This is a genomic window from Castellaniella ginsengisoli, assembly GCF_040955415.1.
GTDB classification, from domain to species: domain Bacteria; phylum Pseudomonadota; class Gammaproteobacteria; order Burkholderiales; family Burkholderiaceae_B; genus Castellaniella; species Castellaniella ginsengisoli.
Window position 1 is genome coordinate 382,131 of record NZ_CP158257.1, and the last position, 22,331, is coordinate 404,461.

21 protein-coding genes are annotated in these 22,331 nt (G+C 66.9%); 9 read left to right on the forward strand and 12 right to left on the reverse strand.

Features of this window, described 5'->3' with window-relative positions; all coding sequences use genetic code 11:
- Positions 1 to 22 precede the first annotated feature (22 nt).
- Genes ABRZ00_RS01850 through ABRZ00_RS01865 form a run of 4 tightly spaced genes read left to right on the forward strand, consistent with a single transcriptional unit; the run spans position 23 to position 3,292 of the window.
- The gene (locus tag ABRZ00_RS01850; protein ID WP_368644392.1) at positions 23 to 886 is read left to right on the forward strand and encodes a branched-chain amino acid ABC transporter permease; all 864 of its coding nucleotides are present in this window, start codon (positions 23 to 25) and stop codon (positions 884 to 886) included.
- Entirely contained in the window at positions 883 to 1,830 is a 948-nt protein-coding gene (locus ABRZ00_RS01855; protein WP_368644393.1) for a branched-chain amino acid ABC transporter permease, read from the forward strand. Before ABRZ00_RS01850 ends, ABRZ00_RS01855 begins: the two co-directional genes overlap by 4 nt.
- Entirely contained in the window at positions 1,827 to 2,561 is a 735-nt protein-coding gene (locus ABRZ00_RS01860) for an ABC transporter ATP-binding protein (protein ID WP_368644394.1), read from the forward strand. Before ABRZ00_RS01855 ends, ABRZ00_RS01860 begins: the two co-directional genes overlap by 4 nt.
- Entirely contained in the window at positions 2,558 to 3,292 is a 735-nt protein-coding gene (locus ABRZ00_RS01865; protein ID WP_368644395.1) for an ABC transporter ATP-binding protein, read from the forward strand. Before ABRZ00_RS01860 ends, ABRZ00_RS01865 begins: the two co-directional genes overlap by 4 nt.
- A gap of 7 nt (positions 3,293 to 3,299) precedes the next feature.
- Here the strand turns inward: ABRZ00_RS01865 and ABRZ00_RS01870 are convergent, their stop codons facing one another.
- The 3 genes from ABRZ00_RS01870 to ABRZ00_RS01880 all read right to left on the reverse strand — a co-directional run bounded on the left by ABRZ00_RS01870 (position 3,300) and on the right by ABRZ00_RS01880 (position 7,118).
- The gene (locus ABRZ00_RS01870; protein WP_343835873.1) at positions 3,300 to 4,286 is read right to left on the reverse strand and encodes a CysB family HTH-type transcriptional regulator; all 987 of its coding nucleotides are present in this window, start codon (positions 4,284 to 4,286) and stop codon (positions 3,300 to 3,302) included.
- A 146-nt stretch (positions 4,287 to 4,432) separates the two neighbouring features.
- Entirely contained in the window at positions 4,433 to 5,926 is a 1,494-nt protein-coding gene (locus ABRZ00_RS01875; protein ID WP_343835875.1) for a CoA-acylating methylmalonate-semialdehyde dehydrogenase, read from the reverse strand.
- Between the two features lie 34 nt (positions 5,927 to 5,960).
- Complete coding sequence (locus tag ABRZ00_RS01880; RefSeq protein ID WP_343835941.1) at positions 5,961 to 7,118, reverse strand: ABC transporter substrate-binding protein; 1,158 nt, start codon at positions 7,116 to 7,118, stop codon at positions 5,961 to 5,963.
- Between the two features lie 198 nt (positions 7,119 to 7,316).
- Between ABRZ00_RS01880 and ABRZ00_RS01885 the strand changes: the two genes are divergently transcribed.
- Positions 7,317 to 8,288 carry a LysR family transcriptional regulator gene (locus tag ABRZ00_RS01885; RefSeq protein ID WP_368644396.1) on the forward strand — a complete coding sequence of 324 codons (972 nt, stop codon included), beginning with the start codon at positions 7,317 to 7,319 and terminating at the stop codon, positions 8,286 to 8,288.
- Positions 8,289 to 8,317: 29 nt separating this feature from the next.
- On the opposite strand, the gene lptF is transcribed toward ABRZ00_RS01885, so the two are convergent.
- Positions 8,318 to 9,433: an LPS export ABC transporter permease LptF gene (gene lptF / locus ABRZ00_RS01890; RefSeq protein ID WP_343835877.1), complete on the reverse strand. Its 1,116-nt coding sequence runs from the start codon at positions 9,431 to 9,433 to the stop codon at positions 8,318 to 8,320.
- Positions 9,434 to 9,495: 62 nt separating this feature from the next.
- Here lptF and ABRZ00_RS01895 point away from each other — a divergent pair, with 62 nt between their 5' ends.
- From ABRZ00_RS01895 to ABRZ00_RS01905, 3 genes are all read left to right on the forward strand, one after another.
- The gene (locus tag ABRZ00_RS01895; RefSeq protein ID WP_343835878.1) at positions 9,496 to 10,992 is read left to right on the forward strand and encodes a leucyl aminopeptidase; all 1,497 of its coding nucleotides are present in this window, start codon (positions 9,496 to 9,498) and stop codon (positions 10,990 to 10,992) included.
- Positions 10,993 to 11,011: 19 nt separating this feature from the next.
- A complete protein-coding gene (locus ABRZ00_RS01900; RefSeq protein ID WP_343835880.1) occupies positions 11,012 to 11,473 on the forward strand; it encodes a DNA polymerase III subunit chi in 462 nt (153 codons plus the stop codon).
- A gap of 150 nt (positions 11,474 to 11,623) precedes the next feature.
- Positions 11,624 to 12,325, forward strand: coding sequence for a Bax inhibitor-1/YccA family protein (locus tag ABRZ00_RS01905; protein ID WP_343835882.1), 702 nt, complete (start codon positions 11,624 to 11,626; stop codon positions 12,323 to 12,325).
- Between the two features lie 280 nt (positions 12,326 to 12,605).
- On the opposite strand, the gene ABRZ00_RS01910 is transcribed toward ABRZ00_RS01905, so the two are convergent.
- Positions 12,606 to 13,259, reverse strand: a complete 654-nt coding sequence (locus tag ABRZ00_RS01910; RefSeq protein WP_368641337.1) for a YitT family protein — start codon at positions 13,257 to 13,259, stop codon at positions 12,606 to 12,608.
- Between the two features lie 61 nt (positions 13,260 to 13,320).
- Here ABRZ00_RS01910 and ABRZ00_RS01915 point away from each other — a divergent pair, with 61 nt between their 5' ends.
- A complete protein-coding gene (locus tag ABRZ00_RS01915) occupies positions 13,321 to 14,757 on the forward strand; it encodes a PLP-dependent aminotransferase family protein (protein ID WP_368641336.1) in 1,437 nt (478 codons plus the stop codon).
- Here the strand turns inward: ABRZ00_RS01915 and rarD are convergent.
- The 7 genes from rarD to ABRZ00_RS01950 form a co-directional block, all read right to left on the reverse strand.
- A complete protein-coding gene (gene rarD, locus ABRZ00_RS01920; RefSeq protein ID WP_343836964.1) occupies positions 14,726 to 15,610 on the reverse strand; it encodes an EamA family transporter RarD in 885 nt (294 codons plus the stop codon). The genes ABRZ00_RS01915 and rarD overlap by 32 nt on opposite strands.
- A gap of 15 nt (positions 15,611 to 15,625) precedes the next feature.
- Complete coding sequence (gene recO / locus ABRZ00_RS01925; protein ID WP_343836966.1) at positions 15,626 to 16,216, reverse strand: DNA repair protein RecO; 591 nt, start codon at positions 16,214 to 16,216, stop codon at positions 15,626 to 15,628.
- On the reverse strand, positions 16,209 to 17,102 hold the full coding sequence (gene era, locus ABRZ00_RS01930; protein WP_368641335.1) for a GTPase Era: 894 nt from the start codon (positions 17,100 to 17,102) through the stop codon (positions 16,209 to 16,211). The genes recO and era overlap by 8 nt, the downstream gene beginning before the upstream one ends.
- The gene (rnc, locus tag ABRZ00_RS01935; protein ID WP_368641334.1) at positions 17,099 to 17,887 is read right to left on the reverse strand and encodes a ribonuclease III; all 789 of its coding nucleotides are present in this window, start codon (positions 17,885 to 17,887) and stop codon (positions 17,099 to 17,101) included. Before rnc ends, era begins: the two co-directional genes overlap by 4 nt.
- Entirely contained in the window at positions 17,887 to 18,774 is an 888-nt protein-coding gene (lepB, locus tag ABRZ00_RS01940; RefSeq protein ID WP_368641333.1) for a signal peptidase I, read from the reverse strand. Before lepB ends, rnc begins: the two co-directional genes overlap by 1 nt.
- A 12-nt stretch (positions 18,775 to 18,786) precedes the next feature.
- Positions 18,787 to 20,580 (reverse strand): translation elongation factor 4, encoded by a 1,794-nt coding sequence (gene lepA / locus ABRZ00_RS01945; protein WP_343836975.1) that lies wholly within the window; start codon positions 20,578 to 20,580, stop codon positions 18,787 to 18,789.
- Between the two features lie 276 nt (positions 20,581 to 20,856).
- Positions 20,857 to 22,323: a DegQ family serine endoprotease gene (locus ABRZ00_RS01950; protein WP_368641332.1), complete on the reverse strand. Its 1,467-nt coding sequence runs from the start codon at positions 22,321 to 22,323 to the stop codon at positions 20,857 to 20,859.
- Positions 22,324 to 22,331 lie beyond the last annotated feature (8 nt).

Genomic DNA, 22,331 nt, shown 5'->3' on the forward strand with positions numbered 1-22,331 from the left:
CCACGATTCAGGGGAGCCCGCTTTGGATCTTCTGCTGCAAGTCCTCGCCAACGGCATCCTGCAGGGCGGGCTGTACGCCATCATGGCGCTCGGCCTGGCCCTGGTCTGGGGCGTGCTCAACATCGTCAACCTGGCGCACGGCGCCTTCATCATGCTGGGCGCCTACATTTCCTGGTACAGCTTCGCCTGGCTGGGCCTGGATCCCTTTCTCGGCCTGCCGGTCACGGCGATCCTGATGTTCGGCCTGGGCTACGCCGTCCAGCGCGGCATCCTGAACCTGGTCGCCCGGGCGCCCATGTTCAACACGCTGCTGATCACCTTCGGCCTGGAAGTCGTCCTGACCTATCTGGCGCAACTGGTGTTCTCGGCCGACTTCCGCACCATCAACCCTTCCTATTCGGGACAGAACATCGATGTCCTGGGCCTGACCATCCCGGTGGTCCGCCTGGCGGCCTGCGCCCTGGCCATCGTGCTGACGCTGGCCATGTGGCGTTTCCTGCTGCACACGCGGCTGGGGCGGGCGATCCGCGCAACCGCGCAGAACCTGCCGGCGGCGCGCCTGCACGGCGTCGAGCCGCGCCACCTGTACGCCGTCACCTTCGGCCTGGGCCTGGCCCTGGCCGGCGCCGCCGGCGGCCTGTACGGCACCGTGTCGCAGATCAACCCCTACATCGGCGCCACGCTTACAGCCAAATCCTTCGCCATCGCCATCATCGGCGGCCTGGACACGCCCCTGGGCGTTATCGCCGGCGGCCTGGTCCTGGGCCTGATCGAAGCCCTGGCCGCCCTGTATGCCGGACCGACCTTCACCGACGTGGCCAGCTTCGGCGTCCTGGTGCTGGTGCTCATCGTGCGCCCCAGCGGCCTGCTCGGGAGAACCGCATGAAAGCCCTTCGCATCCCGCTGGGCCTGGCCGTGCTGGCGGCGCTCGCGCTGCTGCCGCTGTATGGCTCGGACACGTTCATCCAATTCGGCATCAGCACGCTGCTCCTGGCCGTGCTGGCCCAGGGATGGAACATCATCGGCGGCTATGCCGGCTACCCGTCCTTCGGCAATTCCGCGTTCTACGGCCTGGGCGCCTATGGCGTTGCCATCGCCATGGTGCAATGGCAACTGCCCTTCTCCGCCGGCCTGGTCTTCGGCGTCATCCTGGCCGTCGTCTTCGCGATCTGCCTGGGCGTCCCCGTGCTGCGCCTGAAGGGCCATTACTTCGCCATCGCCACCCTGGCCCTGGCGCAGGTCATGGCGGCCATCGTCTCCAATGTGCAACTGGCCGGGCAGAACATCGGCCTGGTGCTGCCGCCGCTGAACAACGACCCGCTGTTCTACGAACTGTCCCTGGGCCTGCTGCTGGCGGCGACCCTGACGGTCTGGTGGCTGACCCGCAGCCGTTTCGGCTTCGGCCTGATCGCGATCCGCGAGAACGAGGAAGGCGCCGTCGTGATGGGCGTGGACACGACGCGCTACAAGGTCCTCGCCTTCGCCCTGGCGGGCGTGTTCAGCGCCCTGGCCGGCGGCATCCATGCCTACTGGATCACCTTCCTCGACCCGGCAAGCGCCTTCGACATCACCTTGAACGTGAAGATGATCATCATGGCGGTCTTCGGCGGCCCGGGCACGATCCTCGGCCCCATCGTCGGCTCGTTGATTCTCTCGGCCATCTCCGAAGTCCTCTCCAGCGAAGTCACCAGCATCGCCGGCCTGTTCTTCGGCGCCGTCATCGTGATCGCCGTGGTGCTGATGCCGCGCGGCCTGGCCGACGTGGCGCGGCGCTACCGCCGCACGGGCTGGCGCTACTTCATCGAAAACATCAGGATGCACCGGCTATGAAACCCCTTCTCGAGGCCCGCGGCCTGACGCGCCGCTTCGCCGGACTGGTGGCCGTGCACGATGTCAGCTTCGCGCTGGCGCCCGGCGAGATTCTGGGCTTTATCGGCCCCAACGGCGCAGGCAAGACCACCCTGATCAGCCTGCTCAGCGGCACCCTGGATCCCTCCGAGGGCGAAGTCTGGTTCGACGGCCGGCGCATCGACCGCCTGGCCGCCTTCCGCCGGGCGCGCCTGGGCATCGGGCGCACCTTCCAGATCATGCAACCCTTCCCGGGCCTGTCCGTGCTGGACAACGTGGCGGTCGGCGCCCTGTTCGGCCGCGGCCAGGGGCAGTCCAGGCTGGCCCTGGCGCGCGAAAGCGCCCGCGAGTGCCTGGACTTCGTCGGGCTGGGCAAATACGCAGGCCAACGCGCCGAGGACCTGGGCGGCCCCGACCGCAAGCGCCTCGAACTCGCCAAGGCCCTGGCCATGCAGCCGCGCGTGCTGCTGTGCGACGAGGTCATGGCCGGCCTGAACCTGGTGGAGATCGAAGAGGTCATCGAAATCATCCGCAAAGTGCGCGACACCGGCATCAGCATCATCGTCATCGAACACGTCATCAAGGCGATCCGCACCCTCTCGGATCGCATCATGGTGCTGCACCACGGCGAGAAGATCGCCGACGGCGCCCCCGACAGCGTGCTCACCGACAGCCGCGTCGTCGAGGCCTACCTCGGGAAGAAACGCTCATGAATGCCACGCCATCCCCGCAGGAACCGCTGCTGAGGGTCCGCAGCCTGTCGGCCGGCTACGGCCTGGTCCAGGTGCTGCACTCGATCTCCCTGGACGTGCGGCAGGCCGAATTCCTGGCGCTGGTGGGCAGCAACGGCGCGGGCAAGACCACGCTGCTGCGCACGCTCTCGGGTCTTCTGCCGATCGGATCGGGAACCCTCGAATGGGAAGGCCGCGCCATCGGCGGTCTGACGCCCGATGCGATCTTCCGCCAAGGCATCGTGCAGGTGCCGGAGGGCCGTCAGCTCTTTCCCCGCATGTCGGTCCGGGACAATCTGCTGATGGGCGCGTACCGGCGCGACGACCAGGCCGGCGTACGGGCCGATCTGGACAGGGTCTACGGCCTTTTTCCCCGCCTGGCCGAGCGGCGGCGCCAACTGGCCGGCAGCATGTCGGGCGGCGAACAGCAGATGTGCGCCATGGCGCGCGCCTTGATGGCCCGCCCGCGCCTGCTGCTGGTCGATGAAATGAGCCTGGGGCTGGCCCCGATCATCGTGGACCAACTGATGGAAACCCTGACGGCCATCCGCGACCAGGGCGTCACCATCCTGCTGGTCGAGCAGGACATCCATCTGGCGCTGGCGGCGGCCGATCGGGCCTATGTGCTGGAAACCGGCCGCATCGTGCGCGAGGGACCGGCCCGCGACCTGATCGCGGACCCGGAACTGAAACGCGCCTACCTGGGCGTCTAGGCGGCCCTCAAGCGACGGCCCGCACCTCGGCGACGGGGCCGGAAGAAGCCGGAGGCGCCGGCTGGGCGATGGCCTCGGCCACGACGTCGCGCGACAGCGACGGCGCCAGCATTTCCATCAGCACGTAGACGAAATCGCGCAGGAATACGCCGCGCTTGATCGCCACGCTGGTCGTGTGCTGACCGAACAGGTGGCCGGCGGGCAAACCGACCAATCCCTTGTCCCGGCGCGGATCGAACGCCACGCCCGCGATGATGCCGATGCCCAGGCCGATGTCGGCATAGGTCTTGATCACATCGGCATCGATGGCTTCCAGCACGATGTCGGGCTCGATCCCGGCCTGCTCGAAGGCGGCGTCGATGGCGCGCCGCCCCGAGAACGCCCGGTCATAGGTCACGATGGGATACTGGGCCAGATGATCCAGCGACAGATTGCGCGCGGCGCTGGAGGTCAGGCCCGTCAGCGGATGATCGGGGGGCACCACCAGCGTGTGCTCCCAGGAATAGACCGGCAGGGCCACCAGGCCCGGCGTCTGGGCCAGGGTCTCGGTGGCGATGGCCAGATCCGCCTGCTCGTGCAGGACCAGCTTGGCCAGATGTTCCGGATTGCCCTCGGCCAGCGACACGTGGACCTTGGGAAAGCGCGCGCGAAACGCCGGGATCACGCGCGGCAGCAGGTAGCGGGCCTGGGTGTGGGTGCAGGCGATGATCAGGGAGCCCTCGTCGCGCTGGGCGAATTCATCGCTGACTTTCTTGAGATTGTCCACCTCGCGCATGATGCGGTCGATGACGACCGAGACGGCCTGGCCCGGCTTGGTCAAGCCCTTGAGACGCTTGCCGTGGCGCTCGAAGATGCGCACGCCGAGTTCGTCCTCGAATTCGATGATGGCCTTGGACACCCCCGGCTGGGACGTATACAGCGAACGGGCCGCTTCGGTCAGATTGAAGTTGCGCCGGATCGTTTCGCGGACAAATCGGAATTGCTGCAGGTTCATGGATAAGGCCCTATAGGAAGAGCCATTATATGTAATATAGAACCTGATTAATATGACTTTTTGTTATTTGTTTAGGTTCGAGGCACGGGGCGCGCCCCGGCCTCGGGCGCCCGCCGCGCCCGCAAGGCGCGCGGCGGGACGGCCGGTCACTTCATCGAGATCGTGGTGTTGACCTCGCGCGGGTGCGCCTGCCACCGGGCGGTGACGGTCTTGGTCTGCGTCCAGAAGTAGATCGACTGGCGGCCGTTGGGCCCCAGGTCGCCCAGTTTCGAGGCCCGCGAGCCCGTAAAGCTGAACCAGGCCACCGGCACCGGGATGGGGATGTTGATCCCCACCTGACCGACGTCGATGTTGTTCTGGAAGTAGCGGGCGTGCCCGCCATCCTGCGTGAAGATCGAGGTGCCGTTGCCGTTGGGATTGGCGTTGATGAACGCCACCGCTTCTTCCAGCGTATCGACCTGCACCACCGAAAGCACCGGCCCGAAGATCTCCTCGCGGTAGATGCTCATGTCGGCCTTGACGCCGCCGAACACGGTCGGCCCGACGAAATTGCCCTTTTCGTAGCCGGCCACCTGGACGCCGCGGCCGTCCAGCAGCAGTTCGGCGCCCTCGTCCACGCCCTTCTGGATGAAGCCCTCGACGCGCTGCTTGGCGGCGGGTGAAATCAGCGGGCCGAGATCCGCCTGGCGATCCGTGCCGACGTTGATCTTCAGCTTGCGCGCGCGCTCGACGAAGTCGGGCAGCCACTTTTGCGCCTCGCCCACCAGCACCAGCACGGAAATCGCCATGCAGCGCTCGCCGGCCGCGCCGAAAGCCGCGCCCAGCATCGAGTTCAGGGCGGCCTCGCGGTCGGCGTCGGGCATGATGACACTGTGGTTCTTGGCGCCCATCATGGCCTGGCAACGCTTGCCCGCGTTCGAGGAGCGGCGGTAGATCTCCGTGCCGACGCGGGTCGAGCCGATGAAGGACACGGCCTTGATGTCGGGGTGATCGCACAGGGTGTTGGCGACGTCCGGCCCGCCATGCACGACGTTGAGCACGCCGGGAGGCAACCCGGCTTCCAGGGCCAGTTGGGCCACCATCAACGAGGCCGTCGGATCCTGCTCGGACGGCTTGTACACGAAGGTGTTGCCGCAGGTCACGGCGATGGGGAACATCCAGCACGGCAGCATCACGGGGAAATTGAACGCCGTGATCCCGGCGCACACGCCCAGGGGCTGGATGATCGAATAGACGTCGATACCGGTGGCGGCGTTCTCGGCGTAATCGCCCAGTTGCAGCGTATTGGCCGACACGGCGTGATCGACGCCCTCCAGGCCGCGCGCGACCTCGCCTTCGGCATCGGGCAGGGTCTTGCCGTGCTCGCGGGAAATGACTTCGGCGATCTTCGGGGTGTGCTCCCGCAGCAACTGGGCGAAATCCACCATGATCTGACGGCGCTTGGCCTGGCTGACGTTGCGCCAGGTCTCGAAAGCCTTTTTGGAATCCGCAATCGCCCGTTCGACTTCGGCCGGCGTGGCGAAGGGCACCCGGGCGACCACTTCCTGGGTTGCCGGATCAATGACGTCGCGCCATTCCTTGGTTTCGGACTGGACGAGTTTCCCGCCGATCAGCAGCGGGACGCGTGGGATGTCGCTCATTCAAACCTCCTGGATAAATCGATGAAAGCGGAAATCACTTGACCAGCGGGCAGGTCGAAGCCGACAGGGGCTGGAAAGCATCCTGGGCCGGAATCGTGGCCACCAGCTTGGAGAGGTCCCATTCGCCCTTGGACTCGGCAGGCGCTTTGACCTCGTACAGATACATGTCGTGGATCACCCGGCCGTCGGGGCGGATGGAGGCATTGTGCATGATCGGATCCTGGATGGGGATCTCGCGCATCTTCGCCGCCACCACGTCGCCCTCGGTGGAGCCCGTGGCCGCCACGGCCTTCAGGTAATGCAGCACGCTGGAATACACGCCGGCCTGGGTCATGGTGGGCTTCTTGCCCTCGAAGGCCTGGGCAAAGCGGTCGGACCAGGCGCGCGACGCGTCGTCAAAATCCCAGTAGAAGCCGTCCACGTAGCTCAACCCCTGGGCGGTCTCCAGCCCCAGGGCGCGCAGGTCGGACAGGAACACCAGCAGGGACGCCAGGCGCTGGCCGCCCGCGACGATGCCGAACTCACGCGCCTGCTTGATCACGTTGACCGTATCCTGGCCGCCGTTGGCCAGGGCCACGACCTGGGCGCCGGAGCTTTGCGCCTGCAGCAGATAGGAAGCGAAATCGGGCGCGTTCAGCGGATGGGGGACGGCGCCCTTCACCGTGCCGCCCAGGGCCTTGACCATGTCGGAAGCGCCTTTTTCCAGGGAATGGCCGAAGGCGTAATCCACCGTGATGAAGAACCACGACTTGCCGCCCTTGTCGAACATGGCCTTGACGCCGCCGATCGACTGGGAATAGACGTCGAACATCCAGTGAAAGCCCACCGGCGAGCAGCTCTTGTTGGTCAGGTCCGTGGTGGCCGGGCCGGAAAACAGCACGACCTTGTTCTTTTCGCGGGCGATGTTCTGCACCGCCAGGGCCACCGCCGAGTTGGTCAGGTCGGCGATCGCCGTCACGCCGTTGCGGTCGAACCATTCGCGCGCGCGCGCGGCCCCCACGTCCGCCTTGTTCTGATTGTCGGCCGACAACAGCTCGATCTCCATGCCCTTGCACTGCGCCTTCAGGCAATCGTCGATGGCCAGTTGAGCGGCCGCCACCGAACCCATGCCGCCCATGGAAGCGTAGGTGCCCGACATGTCGGTCAGCACCCCGATCTTGACGGGAGGGGTCGCCGCCTGGGAAACGGACATGGACAGGGCGGCGGCGCATAAAGAGGCCGCCAGGATCGGCGTGAATTTCTGCATGGTCTTGTCTCCGTTGTCGTTGGACCCGTCCTCTGCGGGGCGGGATCGGTGAGCCTAGGCTCCCACCCCAGTGTAGTTGTGTAAAAAGCGTATTACCATCAAAATATTTGCACATTCATTGATGATATTTGCACAACAAAACTCATGGCCGACTGGGACGCAATCCGCTATTTTCTGGAAGTCGCCCGCACGCAGCGGGCCAGCGCCGCCGCCCAGCGGCTGGGGGTGCAGCACAGCACCGTCACCCGGCGCATCCGCGCGCTGGAGCAAGACCTCGGCGTGACGCTGTTCGAGAAATCCCGCGCCAGCGGGTTCACCCCGACCGAGGAAGGCCTGCGCTTCTTCGCCCACGCGGAGCAGGTCGAAAGCACCTTGCTGGCGGCCCGGGAGGCCCTGTCCGGCAACGCCCAGATGCCTTCGGGTCACTTGCGGATCGGCTCCACCGAGGGTTTCGGCAGCACGGTGCTGACGCCCCTGATGGTGGATTTCCAGCGCCGCCACCCCGCGATGACGCTGGACATCATGCCGGTGCCGCGCTTCATCAGCCTCTCCAAGCGCGAGGCCGACATCGCCATCGCCCTGGAACGCCCCCAGCGCGGCCCCTACTTGTGCACCAAGCTCGCCGACTACAACCTGCGGCTGTACGGCACCCGCGATTACCTGGCCCGCCACGCGCCGATCCGGCGGCAGGCCGATCTGGGCCGGCACACCTTCATCGGCTATGTGGACGAACTCTTGTTCAGCGACCGGCTGCGCTACCTGGACGATCTGGTGCAGCCGTCGCGCGTGATCTTCCGCAGCACCAGCGTGCTGGCCCAATACCATGCGGCCCTGGGCGGCCAGGCGCTGGCGATCCTGCCCTGTTTCCTGGCGGCCCAGGACGAACGGCTGGTGCCCGTACTGGCCGACGCCGTACTCGTGACGCGCAGCTTCTGGATGTACTGCCATGAAGACCTGCGACGCACACGCCGCGTCATGGCCTTATGGGACTACCTGAAGCAGGCCGTCGCGCTGAACCGCGGCCTGCTGTGCGGCAGCGCCCGGGAACTGCGCACGCCGGCCGAGGACTGGGCGCCGTCCTATGCCCCTTCGCGCGCGGCGGCCGCGCCGGATTGAGCCGCCGCAGCGGTTGCCCGCCGCCGGCCTCAGGCAGATTCGGGCGTGCGGCGCTTGGGCTTGGGCATGCGCACCCGCTGCCACATCAAGCCCAAGCCCAGGGCCAGGAACACCGCATGCACCAGCACCAGGCCGACACCGAAGGACAGCACGCCATTGGCGATCCAGCCGCGCGACAGATTGATCAGATTCATGTACAGCAGCGCCAGCAGGCCGGCGATGAGCAGATCGCCCGAACGCCCCAGGCGCGGGTTCACCGCCCCCAGCGGCAGGGCGATCAGCGCCAGGTTGAGGACCGCCAGCGGCAGCGACAGCCGCCACATCAGTTGGGACATCGATTCCGTATCGCCCTGGGCGATCAGATCCAGCGTCGGACGTGCCTTGATTTGCTGCAGCGCCTGCTGGAGCTTGGCTTCCTGGACGCGGGGATCGGTGCGGCTTTCGATGCGCACGCCATAGCGGTCGAATTCCAGCATGCGCATTTCGGGCGATCCCGATTTCAGGTCGTAGCGGTGTCCCGGCCCCAGCACCAGGAAGCGGTCGCCATTGGACTCGGTGCGGATCGCGGCGCTTTCCGCCGTGACGATGCTGAGCCATTCGGGTTCGATGATGCGGGCCACCACCCGGCCCAGTTCGTCGTCCGGCCGGGTCGGCGATTCGGCGAAGAACACCCGCCGGCCATCGTCGGTTTCGATGAACTGACCGGCCGAGACCTTGGACAAATCAGAACGCTGCTCGAAGCGCTGCCGGTATTCGGCAATCTGGCCGTAGGCCCAAGGCGATGCCGACAGCGTCAGCACCGCCACCACGGCCGCGACCGGCAGGGCGAAGCGCATCACGGGATGCAGCCACTGGCCCAGGGACAGGCCGCTGGCGAACCAGACTGCCATTTCCGACTCGCGGTAGCTGCGCGTGACGGTGGTCAGCACCGCCACGAACAAGGTCACGGACAGGATCACCGGCAGCGCGGTGATGCTGGAAAAGGCCGCCAGGCCCAGCACGACATTGGCGCCGATGTCGCCATTGGCCGCATCGCCCAGCAGGCGCACGATCAGCACGCTCAGCCACACCACCAGCAGCGTGGAAAACACGATGCCCGCATGGCTGGTGATCTCGGAAAAGACGGCGCGCTTGAACAATGACATGGGAAAATGCGGAATAATGGACCGTCTACTCCCCCGGAATCTTCTGGACCCAAGGAAAACGAATGGAATTTAGCACAACGACGTCGGCCTCCCTGCACACGCTCAAGACCCAGGCGCTGGCCGTGGGGGTGTTCCAGGACGGCGTCCTGAGCCCCGCCGCCGACGCCCTGGATCAGGCGACCCAGGGGGCGATCCGCGCGATCATCAAGGCGGAATTCGACGCCGCCCCGGGCGGCATCCTGACACTGCATGCCCCCGCCGGCCTCACCGCCGAACGCGTCATTTTACTCGGCCTGGGCGCTCAGGACCGCTTCAATGCCGCCACGCTGGCGCGCGCCCACGAAGCCCTGGCGGCCTACTGCGTGCGCGCGGGCCTGGGGCACGCGGTCTCCACCCTGTGCGCCCTGCCCTGCCCGGACGCCGACGCGGCCGACTGCGCCCGCACCGCCGCCCGCCTGGTCAGCGCGGCCACCTACCGCTACGACGCCACTTTCAGCCGCCCCAAGCCGGCTGCCAAGCTGCGCACCTTCGTCCTGCACCTGCCCCGCAGCCAGGCCGCCCGCGCGCGCACTGGCCTGGAACAAGGCGCCGCCATCGGCGCGGGCATGAACCTCGCCCGCCTGCTGGGCGACCTGCCGCCCAATGTCTGCACACCGACCTACCTGGGCAAGACCGCCCGCAACCTGGCCAAGCAGTTCAAGACCCTCAAGGCCGAAGTCCTCGACCAGAAAAAAATCGAGGCGTTGAAGATGGGCTCCTTCCTGTCGGTGGCGCGCGGCTCGGCCGAACCGCCCGCCTTCATCGTCCTGCGCCACACGCCGGCCGGTGCCGCCGCCCGCAAGGCCGCCCCGCTCGTGCTGGTTGGCAAGGGCATCACGTTCGACGCCGGCGGCATCTCGCTCAAGCCCGGCCCAGGCATGGACGAAATGAAATTCGACATGTGCGGGGCTGCCGGCGTGCTGGGCACGATGCGCGCCGTGGCCGAACTGAACCTGCCGCGCGAGATCATCGGCATCGTCCCCAGTTGCGAGAACCTGCCCAGCGGCACGGCCAACAAGCCCGGCGACATCGTCACCAGCATGTCGGGCCGCACCATCGAGATCCTCAACACCGATGCCGAAGGCCGCCTGATCCTGTGCGATGCCCTGACCTACGCGGAGCGCTTCAAGCCCGCCGCCGTGATCGATGTCGCCACCCTGACCGGCGCCTGCGTGATCGCGTTGGGCCACGTCAACAGCGGCCTGTTCACCCAGGATGAAACCCTGGCGGCGGATCTGCTCGCCGCCGGCCGCCAGGCGCTGGACCCGGCCTGGCGCCTGCCCCTTGAAGACGCCTATCAGGACCAGTTGAAATCCAACTTCGCCGACATGGCCAATATCGGCGGGCGGCCGGGGGGTTCGATCACCGCCGCCTGCTTCCTGTCGCGCTTCACCGCCAAGTATCCCTGGGCGCACCTGGACATCGCCGGTACGGCCTGGCACGAGGGCAAGCAAAAAGGCGCCACCGGCCGTCCCGTGCCCCTGCTGGTGAGCTACCTGCTGGGGCAATGCGCCCGATGAGCGCGCGCAGGGCCGCCTCATGAGCCGGGTGGATTTCGCCTACGGCGCAGCCCACCGGCTGCGCATGGCCTGCGGCACGGCGGCGCGCCATGTCGGCGCGGGCCGCAGGCTGCTGGTGTACTGCACCGACGAGCGCCGCCTGCGGCGCTTCGACGCGCTGCTCTGGGAATTCGAACCGGCCAGTTTCATCCCGCACGCCCTGGCCGACGACCCCCTGGCCGACCGCGCCGACGTCATCCTGGTGGCCGACGCCGCCACCCTGGCCGGCATGCCGCCGGGAGGCTGGCTGCTCAACCTGGACCTGGACTGCCCCCCGCAGGCCGAACGCTTCGAGCGTATCCTGGAAATCGTTTCCGGCCACGAAGCCGACATCCAGGCCGCCCGTGCGCGCTGGTCCCGGTACCAGCAGGCCGGCCATGATGTCCGGGGGCACCGCCTGCCAAGCAGCCACCCCGCCGCAGGGAACCATCGCGGCGCCTGAGTGTCTAAAGAACAGACCCGCCGCATCGCGCCGCCCGGATGCTGCCGGCCACTGTGTTTCCCACATGGACGACGGCATTCAGCTTGTTGTAAGATTGAATTCACTCTGGTCGATGCCCGGCACCGGCCTCATGCACTACAGGAAACCGCCATGTCCGACTTCCGCCACACCCTGCCCGATACCGGCGCCTACGCCGCGCCGGCCGCCGCCCGCAACCGCGTGCTGCGCAACACCTACTGGCTGCTCGCGCTCTCGCTGATCCCCACGGTCCTGGGGGCCGCCCTCGGCTTGTCCTCCGGCATGAACCAGGTCCTGGCCACCAGCCCCGGCGTCAGCACCCTGATCTTCCTGGTGGGCGCCATCGGCCTGATGTTCATGATCGAACGCAACAAGAACTCATCCCTGGGCGTCGCCCTGCTGCTGGGCTTCACGTTCTTCATGGGCCTGATGCTGTCGCGGCTGCTCGGGCATATCCTGGGCATGGGCAACGGCGCCCAACTGATCATGCTGGCTTTCGGCGGCACGGCGGCCGTGTTCGGCACCATGGCGACCGTCGCCACCACCACCAAGCGCGACTTCACCCACATGCAGAAATTCCTGTTCGTGGGCGTGGTGCTGCTGCTGGTGGCGATGGTGGGCAATATCTTCCTGCAGATCCCGGCCCTGACGCTGACGCTGTCGGTGCTGGCCATCGGCATCTTCTCGGCCTTTCTCCTGGTCGATCTGCAGCGCGTCGTTCAGGGCGGCGAGACCAACTACGTCTCCGCCACCCTGGCGGTCTACCTGGATCTGTACAACATCTTCGCCAACCTGCTGATGCTGCTGGGCATCTTCGGCGGCAACCGCGAATAAACCGTTCCAGGCATCTGAAACACCCCGGCGGGCCTCGGCCCGCCGTTTTTTTGCCGCCGGGCCGCCCCAAGGCAAAAAGCACCCCCTCGGGGGGCAGCAAGCCGAAGGCGCAGCGTGGGGGCCTTTTTTGCCGCCGGGCCGCCCCAAGGCAAAAAGCACCCCCTCGGGGGACAACAAGTCGAAGGCGCAGCGTGGGGGCCTTTTTTGCCGCCGGGCCGCCCCAAGGCAAAAAGCGCCCCCTCGGGGGGCAGCAAGCCGAAGGCGCAGCGTGGGGGCCTTTTTACCGCCGGTACTCCGGCGCCACCAGGGTCCAGGGCAGCAGCGCCTGCGTCAGCGGGCCGATGAGCACAGAAAACAGAAGCGTGCCCACGCCCAGCATCTCGAGGCCGCCCAGCAGCAACCCCATGAGAAGCACCGTCATTTCAAGCACCGTGCGCACCAGCCGCAACGACCGCCCGGTCACGCGCTGCAGACCTGTCATCAGGCCATCCCGGGGCCCCCGGCCCAACTGGGCGCCGATATACAGCGCCGAGGCCAGCCCGCACAGCAAGACGCCCCCCACAGTGAGCAGCAGGCGCGCACCCAAGTGTCCGGGCGCATCGAGCACCTGCAAGGCGAGATCGGCGGACAGTCCGATCACGACGGCATTGGCGATCGTTCCCACGCCCGGAATCTCGCGCAGCGGGATCCACAGCAGCAGCACCAGGAACGACAGGCCGATGACCACCGTGCTGAAGCTCAGCGACAACCGGCCGGCCAGGCCGAGATGAAGGGCATCCCAGGGGGACAGCCCCAGACCGCCGCGAATCATCAGCGCCATGGAGACACCGTAGAAAAACAGGCCCAGCATCAACTGCGCAAAACGCCGGGTCAGTTTCCCCGTGCGCAATTGCGCCAGGGGGCCAAGCTGGACAAGTTCGATAGACGAGATCATGCCTCTATCATGCCGATGACTGGCATTGTGGAAAATAGCCAATCATGAGAAAGTGGCCTGCATGAAAGAAACCATTTCGGCACGCCGTGTGCGTGAACTTGTCGGTTCCCTTCCTGCGGGGCCGATCCATGCCGGCCTGGCCGATGCCCTGACCTTGTTGATCGGTGACGGCCGGATACCGCTCGGCGTGCGCCTGCCCAGCGAACGGGAATTGTCCGCCGCCCTCGGGCTGTCCCGCACCACCATCACCCGCGCCTACGCTTCATTGCGCGACAGCGGCTACGCGCACGCGGCACAGGGCTCGGGAACCTTCACAGCCGTCCCGGGCGGCCACGAGCGGGCCCATGACCGCGTGCTCGTCGCGGGCGGCGCGGGCGAAGACTGGATCGACCTGAGCTGCGCCGCGGACTCCGCCCCCGCCGAAGTGATGGCGGCCTACGCGACGGCGCTGTCGGAACTGCCGGCCTACCTGGGCAGGCATGGGTATTTTCCATCCGGCCTGCCGGTCCTGCAGGAAGCCGTCGCGGCCGGCTACGCCGCCCGGGGGCTGCCCACCGATCCGGATCAGATTGTGATCACCCCCGGTGCGCTGACTGCCGCGTGCGTCGTGGTGCGCGCGCTCGCCCGGCGCCACGGTCATGCGCTGATCGAGTCCCCCACCTACCCCAACGTCGGCGAGATACTGCGCGCGGCGGACCTGCAACTGCACGAAGCCCCGCTGGACGGGAACGGGTGGGATATCGCCGGCATCGCCGAGACGGTCAAGCAGGTGCGGCCGGATTTCGCCTACCTGATCCCCGATTTCCAGAACCCGACAGGCGCCGTGATGACTGCGGCGCAACGGCAGCAGTTGGGAAAGGTCCTGCGCCTTCGGGAGACACGGGCGATCGTGGATGAAACCCACCATGCCCTGGCCCTCGACGGACAGGCCATGCCGCCGCCATTCGCCGCTTTCGACGCCGATGCCGTGACGCTCGGCAGCATGAGCAAGACCCACTGGGGAGGCCTGCGCATCGGATGGATCCGCGCCCCGCGCCCGCTCCTGGAGAAACTGGTGCGGGCCCGCATGTCCCTCGATCTCGGCGTGCCTGTCGTCGAACAACTGGCTGCGGCGCATCTGCTGCGCCAGGGGCCTGTTTCACCGCTGCAGATCGAGCGCCTGCGCGCTCAGCGCAACGCCTTGATCGATCTCGTCGGAACACATTTGCCCGACTGGCGCTTCACGCCGCCGGCGGGCGGACTGATGTTGTGGTGCGAGCTTCCGCACCGGGGCGCGACCGCATTGGCCGCCGCGGCGGCGGCCAGCCAGGTCGTGCTGACGCCCGGCCCCGTGTTTTCTCCCAGCGGCGGGCTGGATTCATTCGTCCGGCTGCCCTGGACACGGCCCGTGGCCGAATTGCGCGCGGCCGTCGAACGCATTGCCGCCGCCTGGCGCCGCCTCGAAGAAAGCAGACCGCTCTCGGCGGTCAGGCCGCGCCGCGCGGGGGCAGTTTTCTGATCCCCTCGGCCGCCACCAGCCCCACCGCGATCCAGATCGGCACATAGGTCAGCCACTGCGCCGGCGCCACGGGCTCGCCCATCAGCAGGAACGCCACCCAGAACAGCAACACGGGCTCCACGTAGCTCAGCAGCCCGAACAGGGACAGCGGCAGCATCCGGCTGGCGGCCAGGTACATGGACAGCGATACCGCACTCAACAGGCCCAGCAGGGGCACTTGCAGGATCAGGCGCGGATGCGCGGCGAACAGCCGCACCGCCTCGGCCGCCTGGGCCTGCAGGATCACGATGGCCGCCGGCAGCAGGAAGAACATGTCGAACCACAGGCTGGTCAGCGCATCGACCCGCAGACGCCGGCGCAGCATGAAATACGGCGGATAGCCCAAGGCCACCAGCAGCGTGGTCCAGGACACCGCGCCCAGACGCCACCATTCGTGCCCGACGCCGAGCACGGCGAACGCCACCGCCCAGACCTGCCAGGCGCTCAGCCGCTCGCGGTAGAACAGCCGCCCCACCAGCACCATCACCAGCGGCAGCAAGAAATAGCCCATGGACACATTCAACGCATGGCCGTGCAGCGGCGCCCACACGAACAGCCACAGTTGCACGCCCAGCAGCAGCGAGCACAGGATCATGGCCGCCAGGAAGCGGCCCCGGGAAAAATCCCGGGCGGTCTGGCGCACCGCACCCCAGCCGCGCGCCCGCTGCACCACCAGCGCCAGCATCGGCAAGCCCATCAGGATCCGCCAGGCGAACACGATGTCGCCGTCGAAGGGCTGCATCAACGTTGCGTAGTAGTACATCGTGGCGAACAACGCCGAGGACGCCACCGACAGCAGGATACCTTTTTTCATTTTTCCGGGCGGCGCTCAGTAGCGCTGCAGATCCATCAGCACCTGGCGCGTGCGCAAAGGGGTCTCCAGCAACTGGTCCAGCCGCTCCCGCAGCGCCTGGCGCAACAACGGCTCGGCATCCGTGCGGTCGAAATCCGGCATCGGGGCGTCCAGCCCGTAGCCGGCCTGCTCCAGCAGCAGCCACTCGAAGCGGCGCAAAACGACGGCATGAGAGCGGCCGCGCGCATCGGCCAGCACGTCCAGCGCGGCCTCGTAGGCGTCGAATATCCCTGGATGCGGATCTTCGCGCGCCAGCAGGCGCAGGATCAGTTCGTTCATGTACCAGCCCGACATCATCGCCCGGCCGTCGAGCAGGCGCACGGGACCGGATTCGGCGCGCGTCAGCGTGTGGACCTCGGCCGCGCCGGACCAGGACAGCCACAGCGGCTGGAAACCCACCAGCACCGGACGCAGGACTGAATAAGGACGCTTGGCGCCTTTGGCGACCAGGGCGACGCAGCCATGGTCGCGGGTGAAGGCTTGCACGATGAGGGACGTTTCACGCCAGGGGCTGGCGTGCAGCACGTAACCGCGCGCATCCAGGATGCGCTGGCCGCGTCTACTCATAGCCGAGTTCTCGAAGGGCCGCCTCGCGGTCCGACCAGCCCTTGCGGACCTTGATGTAAACATCCAGGAAAACCGGTTTTTCGAGCAGCCGGACGATGTCCTGGCGCGCCTCGGTGGCGATGCGCTTCATGTGCTGGCCGCCCGCCCCCAGCAGGATGGGCCGATGGCTGTCGCGTTCGATCACGACGCAGGCTGCGATGCGCGCGCCCTCGGCGTTTTCTTCCCATTGCTCGATGACCACGGTGCAGCCATAGGGCAGCTCGTCGCCCACCAGGCGGAAGATTTTTTCCCGGATCAGCTCGGCCGCCAGGAAACGCAGCGGCCGGTCGGTCAGGGTGTCGGGTTCGAACAGGTGCTCGCCTTCGGGCAGGTGGCGGGCGAGTTCCTGAATCAGGATATCCAGTTGCACGTCGCGCAGCGCGCTGACCGGCACCACGGCGGCATAGGGAAATTGCTCCATCAGACGCGACACGTAGGCGAACAAGGCATTCTTGTCCTTGACCGCGTCGACCTTGTTGACCGCCAGAATCACGGGACGGTTCCTGGGCAGCAGCGGCACCACGCCGGCGTCGCCCGCCGACCATTTCCCGGCCTCGACGACGTGGACCACGACATCGACCTCCGCCAGGGCCTGGGTGACCACGCGGTTCATCATGCGGTTCATGGCTCCGCCATGGCGCGTCTGGAACCCCGGGGTGTCGACGAATACGAACTGGTCGTGGTCCCGCGTCAGTACGCCGTGGATGCGGTGGCGCGTGGTCTGCGCCTTGCGCGAGACGATGGACAGTTTGGCCCCGACCAGGGCATTGCCCAGGGTGGACTTGCCCACATTGGGACGGCCCACGATGGCGACGAAACCGCAGCGGCTGGGGGTGGAGGCGTTCATGTCTTATCCTGGGGCGTATTCCGGGTCTTGCTCTGGGCGCCGTCCTGGGCCACGGCCACGGGCAGGGACAACTGGGCCGGTTTGCGGCGGCGCGCCGCCCGGCGCGCCGGCCCCAGGGCTTCGATGGCGGCGATCGCCTGGCTGGCGGCGGCCTGCTCGGCCGCCCGCCGGCTGGTGCCGGACGCCTGTTCGCGGATGCCGAGCGGCGCGATCTCGCAAACCACATCGAACAGTTGGTCGTGCGCCGCGCCGCGCGTGGCCAGAACCTCGTAGCGCGGCAGGGGATGGCCGCGTCCCTGGACGAGTTCCTGCAGCAGGGTCTTGGGATCCTTGCCGAACGTGCGCAAGTCGATATGCGCCAGAACCGGGCGGTACAGGCGCTCGATGACGCGGCTGATTTCCGGATAGCCGCCGTCCAGGTAGATGGCGCCGAAGATGGCTTCCAGCGCGTCGGCCAGGATCGAGGGCCGGCGGAAACCGCCGCTCTTCAGCTCGCCTTCGCCCAGACGCAGATGGACCGACAGGGACAAGGTCTGGGCGATGTCGGCCAGAGCGGACTGCTTGACCAGGTTGGAACGCACCCGCGACAGATCGCCTTCGTCCATTTCGGCGTGCTCGGCGAACAAGAGCGTGGACACGACGAAATTCAGCACCGAATCCCCGAGGAACTCAAGGCGCTCGTTGTGCGGCATGCCATGGCTGCGATGGGTCAGCGCCCGCTCCAGCAGGCCGCCGTCCCGAAAACGGTAGTCCAGGGCAGCCTGCAGGGAATCCAGGGAGGCCATCACTCGAACCCGCCGATCCGGCTGGGCGAACCGAAGTTCATCCAGATGAAGAAAGCGCGCCCGACAACGTTGCGGTCAGGCACGAACCCCCAATAGCGGCTGTCCAGGCTGTTGTCGCGGTTGTCTCCCATCATGAAGTAATGGCCGGGCGGCACCGTGCAGCGCACCCCGTCGGGCAGGTAGGTGCATGCCCGGAAATCCGGAAAGCGGGTGATCGGCATCAGATCCTGCGGCGCATTCACGTTCAGCAGGATGCGGTGCGACACCTCGCCCAGTTGTTCGCGGTACTGCCCCACGTAGACGGCCCGGTCCGGCTCGTAGTAATCGCCATCGCGCTCGCGCGGCACCGGCGTGCCGTTGACCGACAGGACCTTGCCCCGGTATTCGATCACGTCGCCGGGCTCTCCGACCACCCGCTTGATGTAATCCACCGAAGGATCGACGGGATAGCGGAAAACGACCACGTCGCCGCGTTTCGGCGAACCCAGTTCGATGATCTTGCGGTCGATCACCGGCAGGCGGATGCCGTACTCGTATTTGTTCACCAGGATCAGGTCGCCGTTCTCCAGGGTGGGCAGCATGGAGCCCGACGGAATCCGGAAGGGCTCGACCACGAAGGAACGCAGCACGAACACGAACAGGATCACCGGAAAGAAGCTGACGCAGTATTCCACCCACCAGGATGGACGGCCGGCCCGCTCATAGGCCTGGTCGCACTCGACCTGCAGGGCATCGGGATCCAGGCCTGCCGCATTGTTGCGGCAGGCCTGCGCCGCCGCCTCGGCCCGGGCGCGGCGCCGGCCGCGCAGGACGGCAATGTCCAGCAGCCAGACCAGGCCCGTCGCCAGCAACGCAATGAAGAGCAACAGGGCGAAATCCCAACTCATGAGTATCCTTTCTTATTTGTCTTCGACCTGCAGGACGGCCAGGAAGGCCTCCTGAGGAATTTCCACATTGCCGACCTGCTTCATGCGCTTCTTGCCGGCCTTCTGCTTTTCGAGAAGCTTCTTCTTGCGGGAGATGTCGCCGCCGTAGCACTTGGCCAGCACGTTCTTGCGCAGGGCCTTGACGTTTTCCCGGGCGACGACCTCGGCCCCGATGGCCGCCTGGATGGCGATGTCGAACATCTGGCGCGGGATCAGGCCGCGCATGCGGGTGACCACGTCCCGCCCCCGGTGGCGGGCATTGGCGCGGTGCACGATCATCGACAGCGCGTCGACCCGGTCGCCGTTGATCAACAAGTCCACGCGCACCACGTCGGCCACGCGGTATTCCTTGAAGTCGTAATCCATGGACGCATAGCCGCGCGACACGGACTTCAGGCGATCGAAGAAATCCAGCACGATTTCCGCCAGCGGTATCTCGTAGCGCAGGTGAACCTGGCGGCCGTGATAGCTCATGTCCAGTTGCACGCCGCGTTTGGCCGTGCACAGCGACATCACCGGCCCGACGTATTCCTGGGGCATGAACAACGTCACGGTCATGATGGGTTCGCGGATTTCCTGGATGTGCCCGACCTCGGGCATGCGCGAGGGGCTATCCACCATCAGCAGCGCGCCGTCGCGGTTCAGAACCTCGTAGACCACCGATGGCGCGGTGGTGATGATGTCCATGTCGAACTCGCGCTCCAGCCGCTCCTGGACGATGTCCATGTGCAGCAGGCCCAGGAAGCCGCAACGAAAGCCGAAGCCCAGCGCCTGGGACACCTCGGGCTCGAACATCAGCGAAGAATCGTTGAGCTTGAGCTTTTCGAGGGAGTCGCGCAACTGGTCGTATTCGCTGGATTCGACCGGATAGACCCCGGCGAACACCTGGGGCTTGACCTCTTTGAAGCCGGGCAGCGCACCGCCGGCGGGCTTGCCCGCCAGCGTGATGGTGTCGCCGACCTTGGCGTGTTCGAGTTCCTTGATACCCGCGATGATGAAGCCGACCTCGCCCGCCGACAGCCGGTCGCGCGGCTGGGACTTGGGCGTGAACACTCCCAACTGTTCGCACAGGTGGGTGGCGCCGGTCGCCATCAGCAGAAGCTTGTCCTTGGGCCGCAACGTGCCGTTGACGATGCGCACCAGCATCACCACGCCGACGTAGTTGTCGAACCAGGAGTCGATGATCAGCGCCTGCAGCGGCGCATCCGGATCCCCCTGGGGCGGCGGCACCCGGGCGACGACGGCTTCGAGGATTTCGTCGATGCCCAGGCCGGTCTTGGCGCTGGCCAGGATGGCATCGGTGGCGTCGATGCCGATCACGTCCTCGATCTCGGCGGCGGCCGCATCGGGGTCGGCCGAAGGCAGATCCATCTTGTTCAGGACCGGCAGGACCTCGACGCCAAGTTCGATCGCGGTATAGCAGTTGGCCACAGTCTGGGCTTCGACCCCCTGGGTGGAATCCACCACCAGCAGCGCGCCCTCGCAGGCCGACAGCGAGCGGCTGACTTCGTAGGAAAAGTCCACGTGGCCCGGGGTGTCGATCAGGTTCAGGGCATAGACGCGGCCGTCGGCCGCCGTATAGCTCAGCGCCGCCGTCTGGGCCTTGATGGTGATGCCGCGCTCGCGTTCGATATCCATCGAATCCAGGACTTGGGCTTCCATTTCGCGGGCTTGCAGGCCCCCGCAGCGCTGGATCAAGCGGTCGGCCAGGGTCGATTTGCCATGATCGATGTGCGCAATGATGGAAAAGTTGCGGATATGGTCCATAGGAAGATAGAAAGGCGGGTCTTAGGCGACTGGATGGAAAGGCCCCGCGCAGTGGGGGGCGGGCACGGGCGCCGCCTTTCGGGAGGGCGGAGCCGGAGGGCCGCCCGGCGTTCCCAAGCAAGAAGGGAACGCCGCGGGGCGCCCCCTTCTCGTTCAGGCCGTATTTTAGCTTTTTCCCGCGAAGACGGGCTGTGGCCTCTCAAGGAAACGCCGGGCCGCCCCGGGTTTCCTTGGCCCCACGGGGGCGGGCCGGGCATCGCCCGGCCCTGGGGGCGCTTATTGCGGCTTGATGATCACCCACTGGGACTGCTGGTCGCGGCTGACCAGCAGGACGGCCGGGCGGGACTTGTCCAGGCTCTTGACGACCTGGGCGTACTGCTTGGGACTGGCGATGTCGGTGTTGTTGATCCGCAGGATCACGTCGCCCGGCTCGATCCCGGCCGCAGCGGCCGCGCCGTCGGCCTGATCGACCACCACGCCCTGCCCCCCGGCGTCGGCCGGCAGCGCCTTGACCTTCAGACCCAGGCGGTCCGAGTTTTCATCCGCGGACGGCGCCTCGGTTTTCGGGGAGGTCGACTTGTCGTCCAGTTCGGCGACCGTGGTTTTGAGCTCCAGAGACTTGCCCTTGCGCCAGACCTGGATCGTGGCGTCCGTGCCCGGACGGGTCGCGCCCACCAGGCGCGGCAGGTCGGTCATGTGCTTGATAGACTGGCCGTTGAAGCCCGTGATCACATCGCCGGGGTGCACGCCCGCCTTGGCGGCCGGGCCGCCGGGCTCGACGCTGCTGACCAGGGCGCCCTGGCTCTTGTCCAGCCCCAGGGCCTTGGCGACCTCGTCCTGAACCTCGGTGATCTGCACGCCGATGCGGCCGCGCGTGACCTTGCCGTGAGCCTTGAGCTGCTCGACCACGCGCATCACCTCGTCGATGGGGATGGCCAGGGAAATGCCCATGAAGCCGCCGCTGCGCGAGACGATCTGCGAATTGATGCCGACCGCCTGGCCCTGCAGGTTGATCAGCGGGCCGCCCGAGTTGCCGGGATTGACGGCCACGTCGGTCTGGATGAACGGCAGGTAGTCTCCCGTGTCGCGGTTGATCGCGCTGACGATGCCGGCCGTGACCGTGGAATCCAGGCCGAAGGGCGAGCCGATCGCCAGCACCCACTGGCCCTTGCGCAGCTTATCCGAATCGCCGATGGGCAGAGGCTTCAGGTTTTCGGCCTCGATCTTGATCAGGGCGATGTCGGTGCGCGCATCGGTGCCGATCACCTTGGCCTTGTATTCCTTGCCGTCGGTCATGGTGACGAAGATGCCGTTGGAGTTGTCCACGACGTGGTTGTTCGTGAGGATGTAGCCATCGGCGGAGATCACGAAACCCGAGCCGATGCCGCGCGGCACCGTGCGTTCGCCCTGAGAAGGATCGGGCTGCTGCCGGGGCCGGGCCTGCGGACCGAAGCCGGGCGGCATGAAGTCGGGGCCGAAGAACCAGCGGAACAGTTCCGAGGGATCGCCGTCGCCGGGCATCATGGGCGAACGGCGCACAGGCACGGCTTCGGTGGTCCGGATGTTCACCACCGAGGCCTCCGTGGCCTCGACCACCTGGGTGAAATCGGGCAGTGCCGCACTGAGGGCGGTCGTCGCCTGCGCCTGGGCGGTGCCCGCAGGCAGGGCGGCGGCCAGCGCCAGGCTGACTGCGGCGCCGGCCGCCGCGCGTGCCACGGCGGTATACGGCAGATGAAAAGCCATGGAATTCT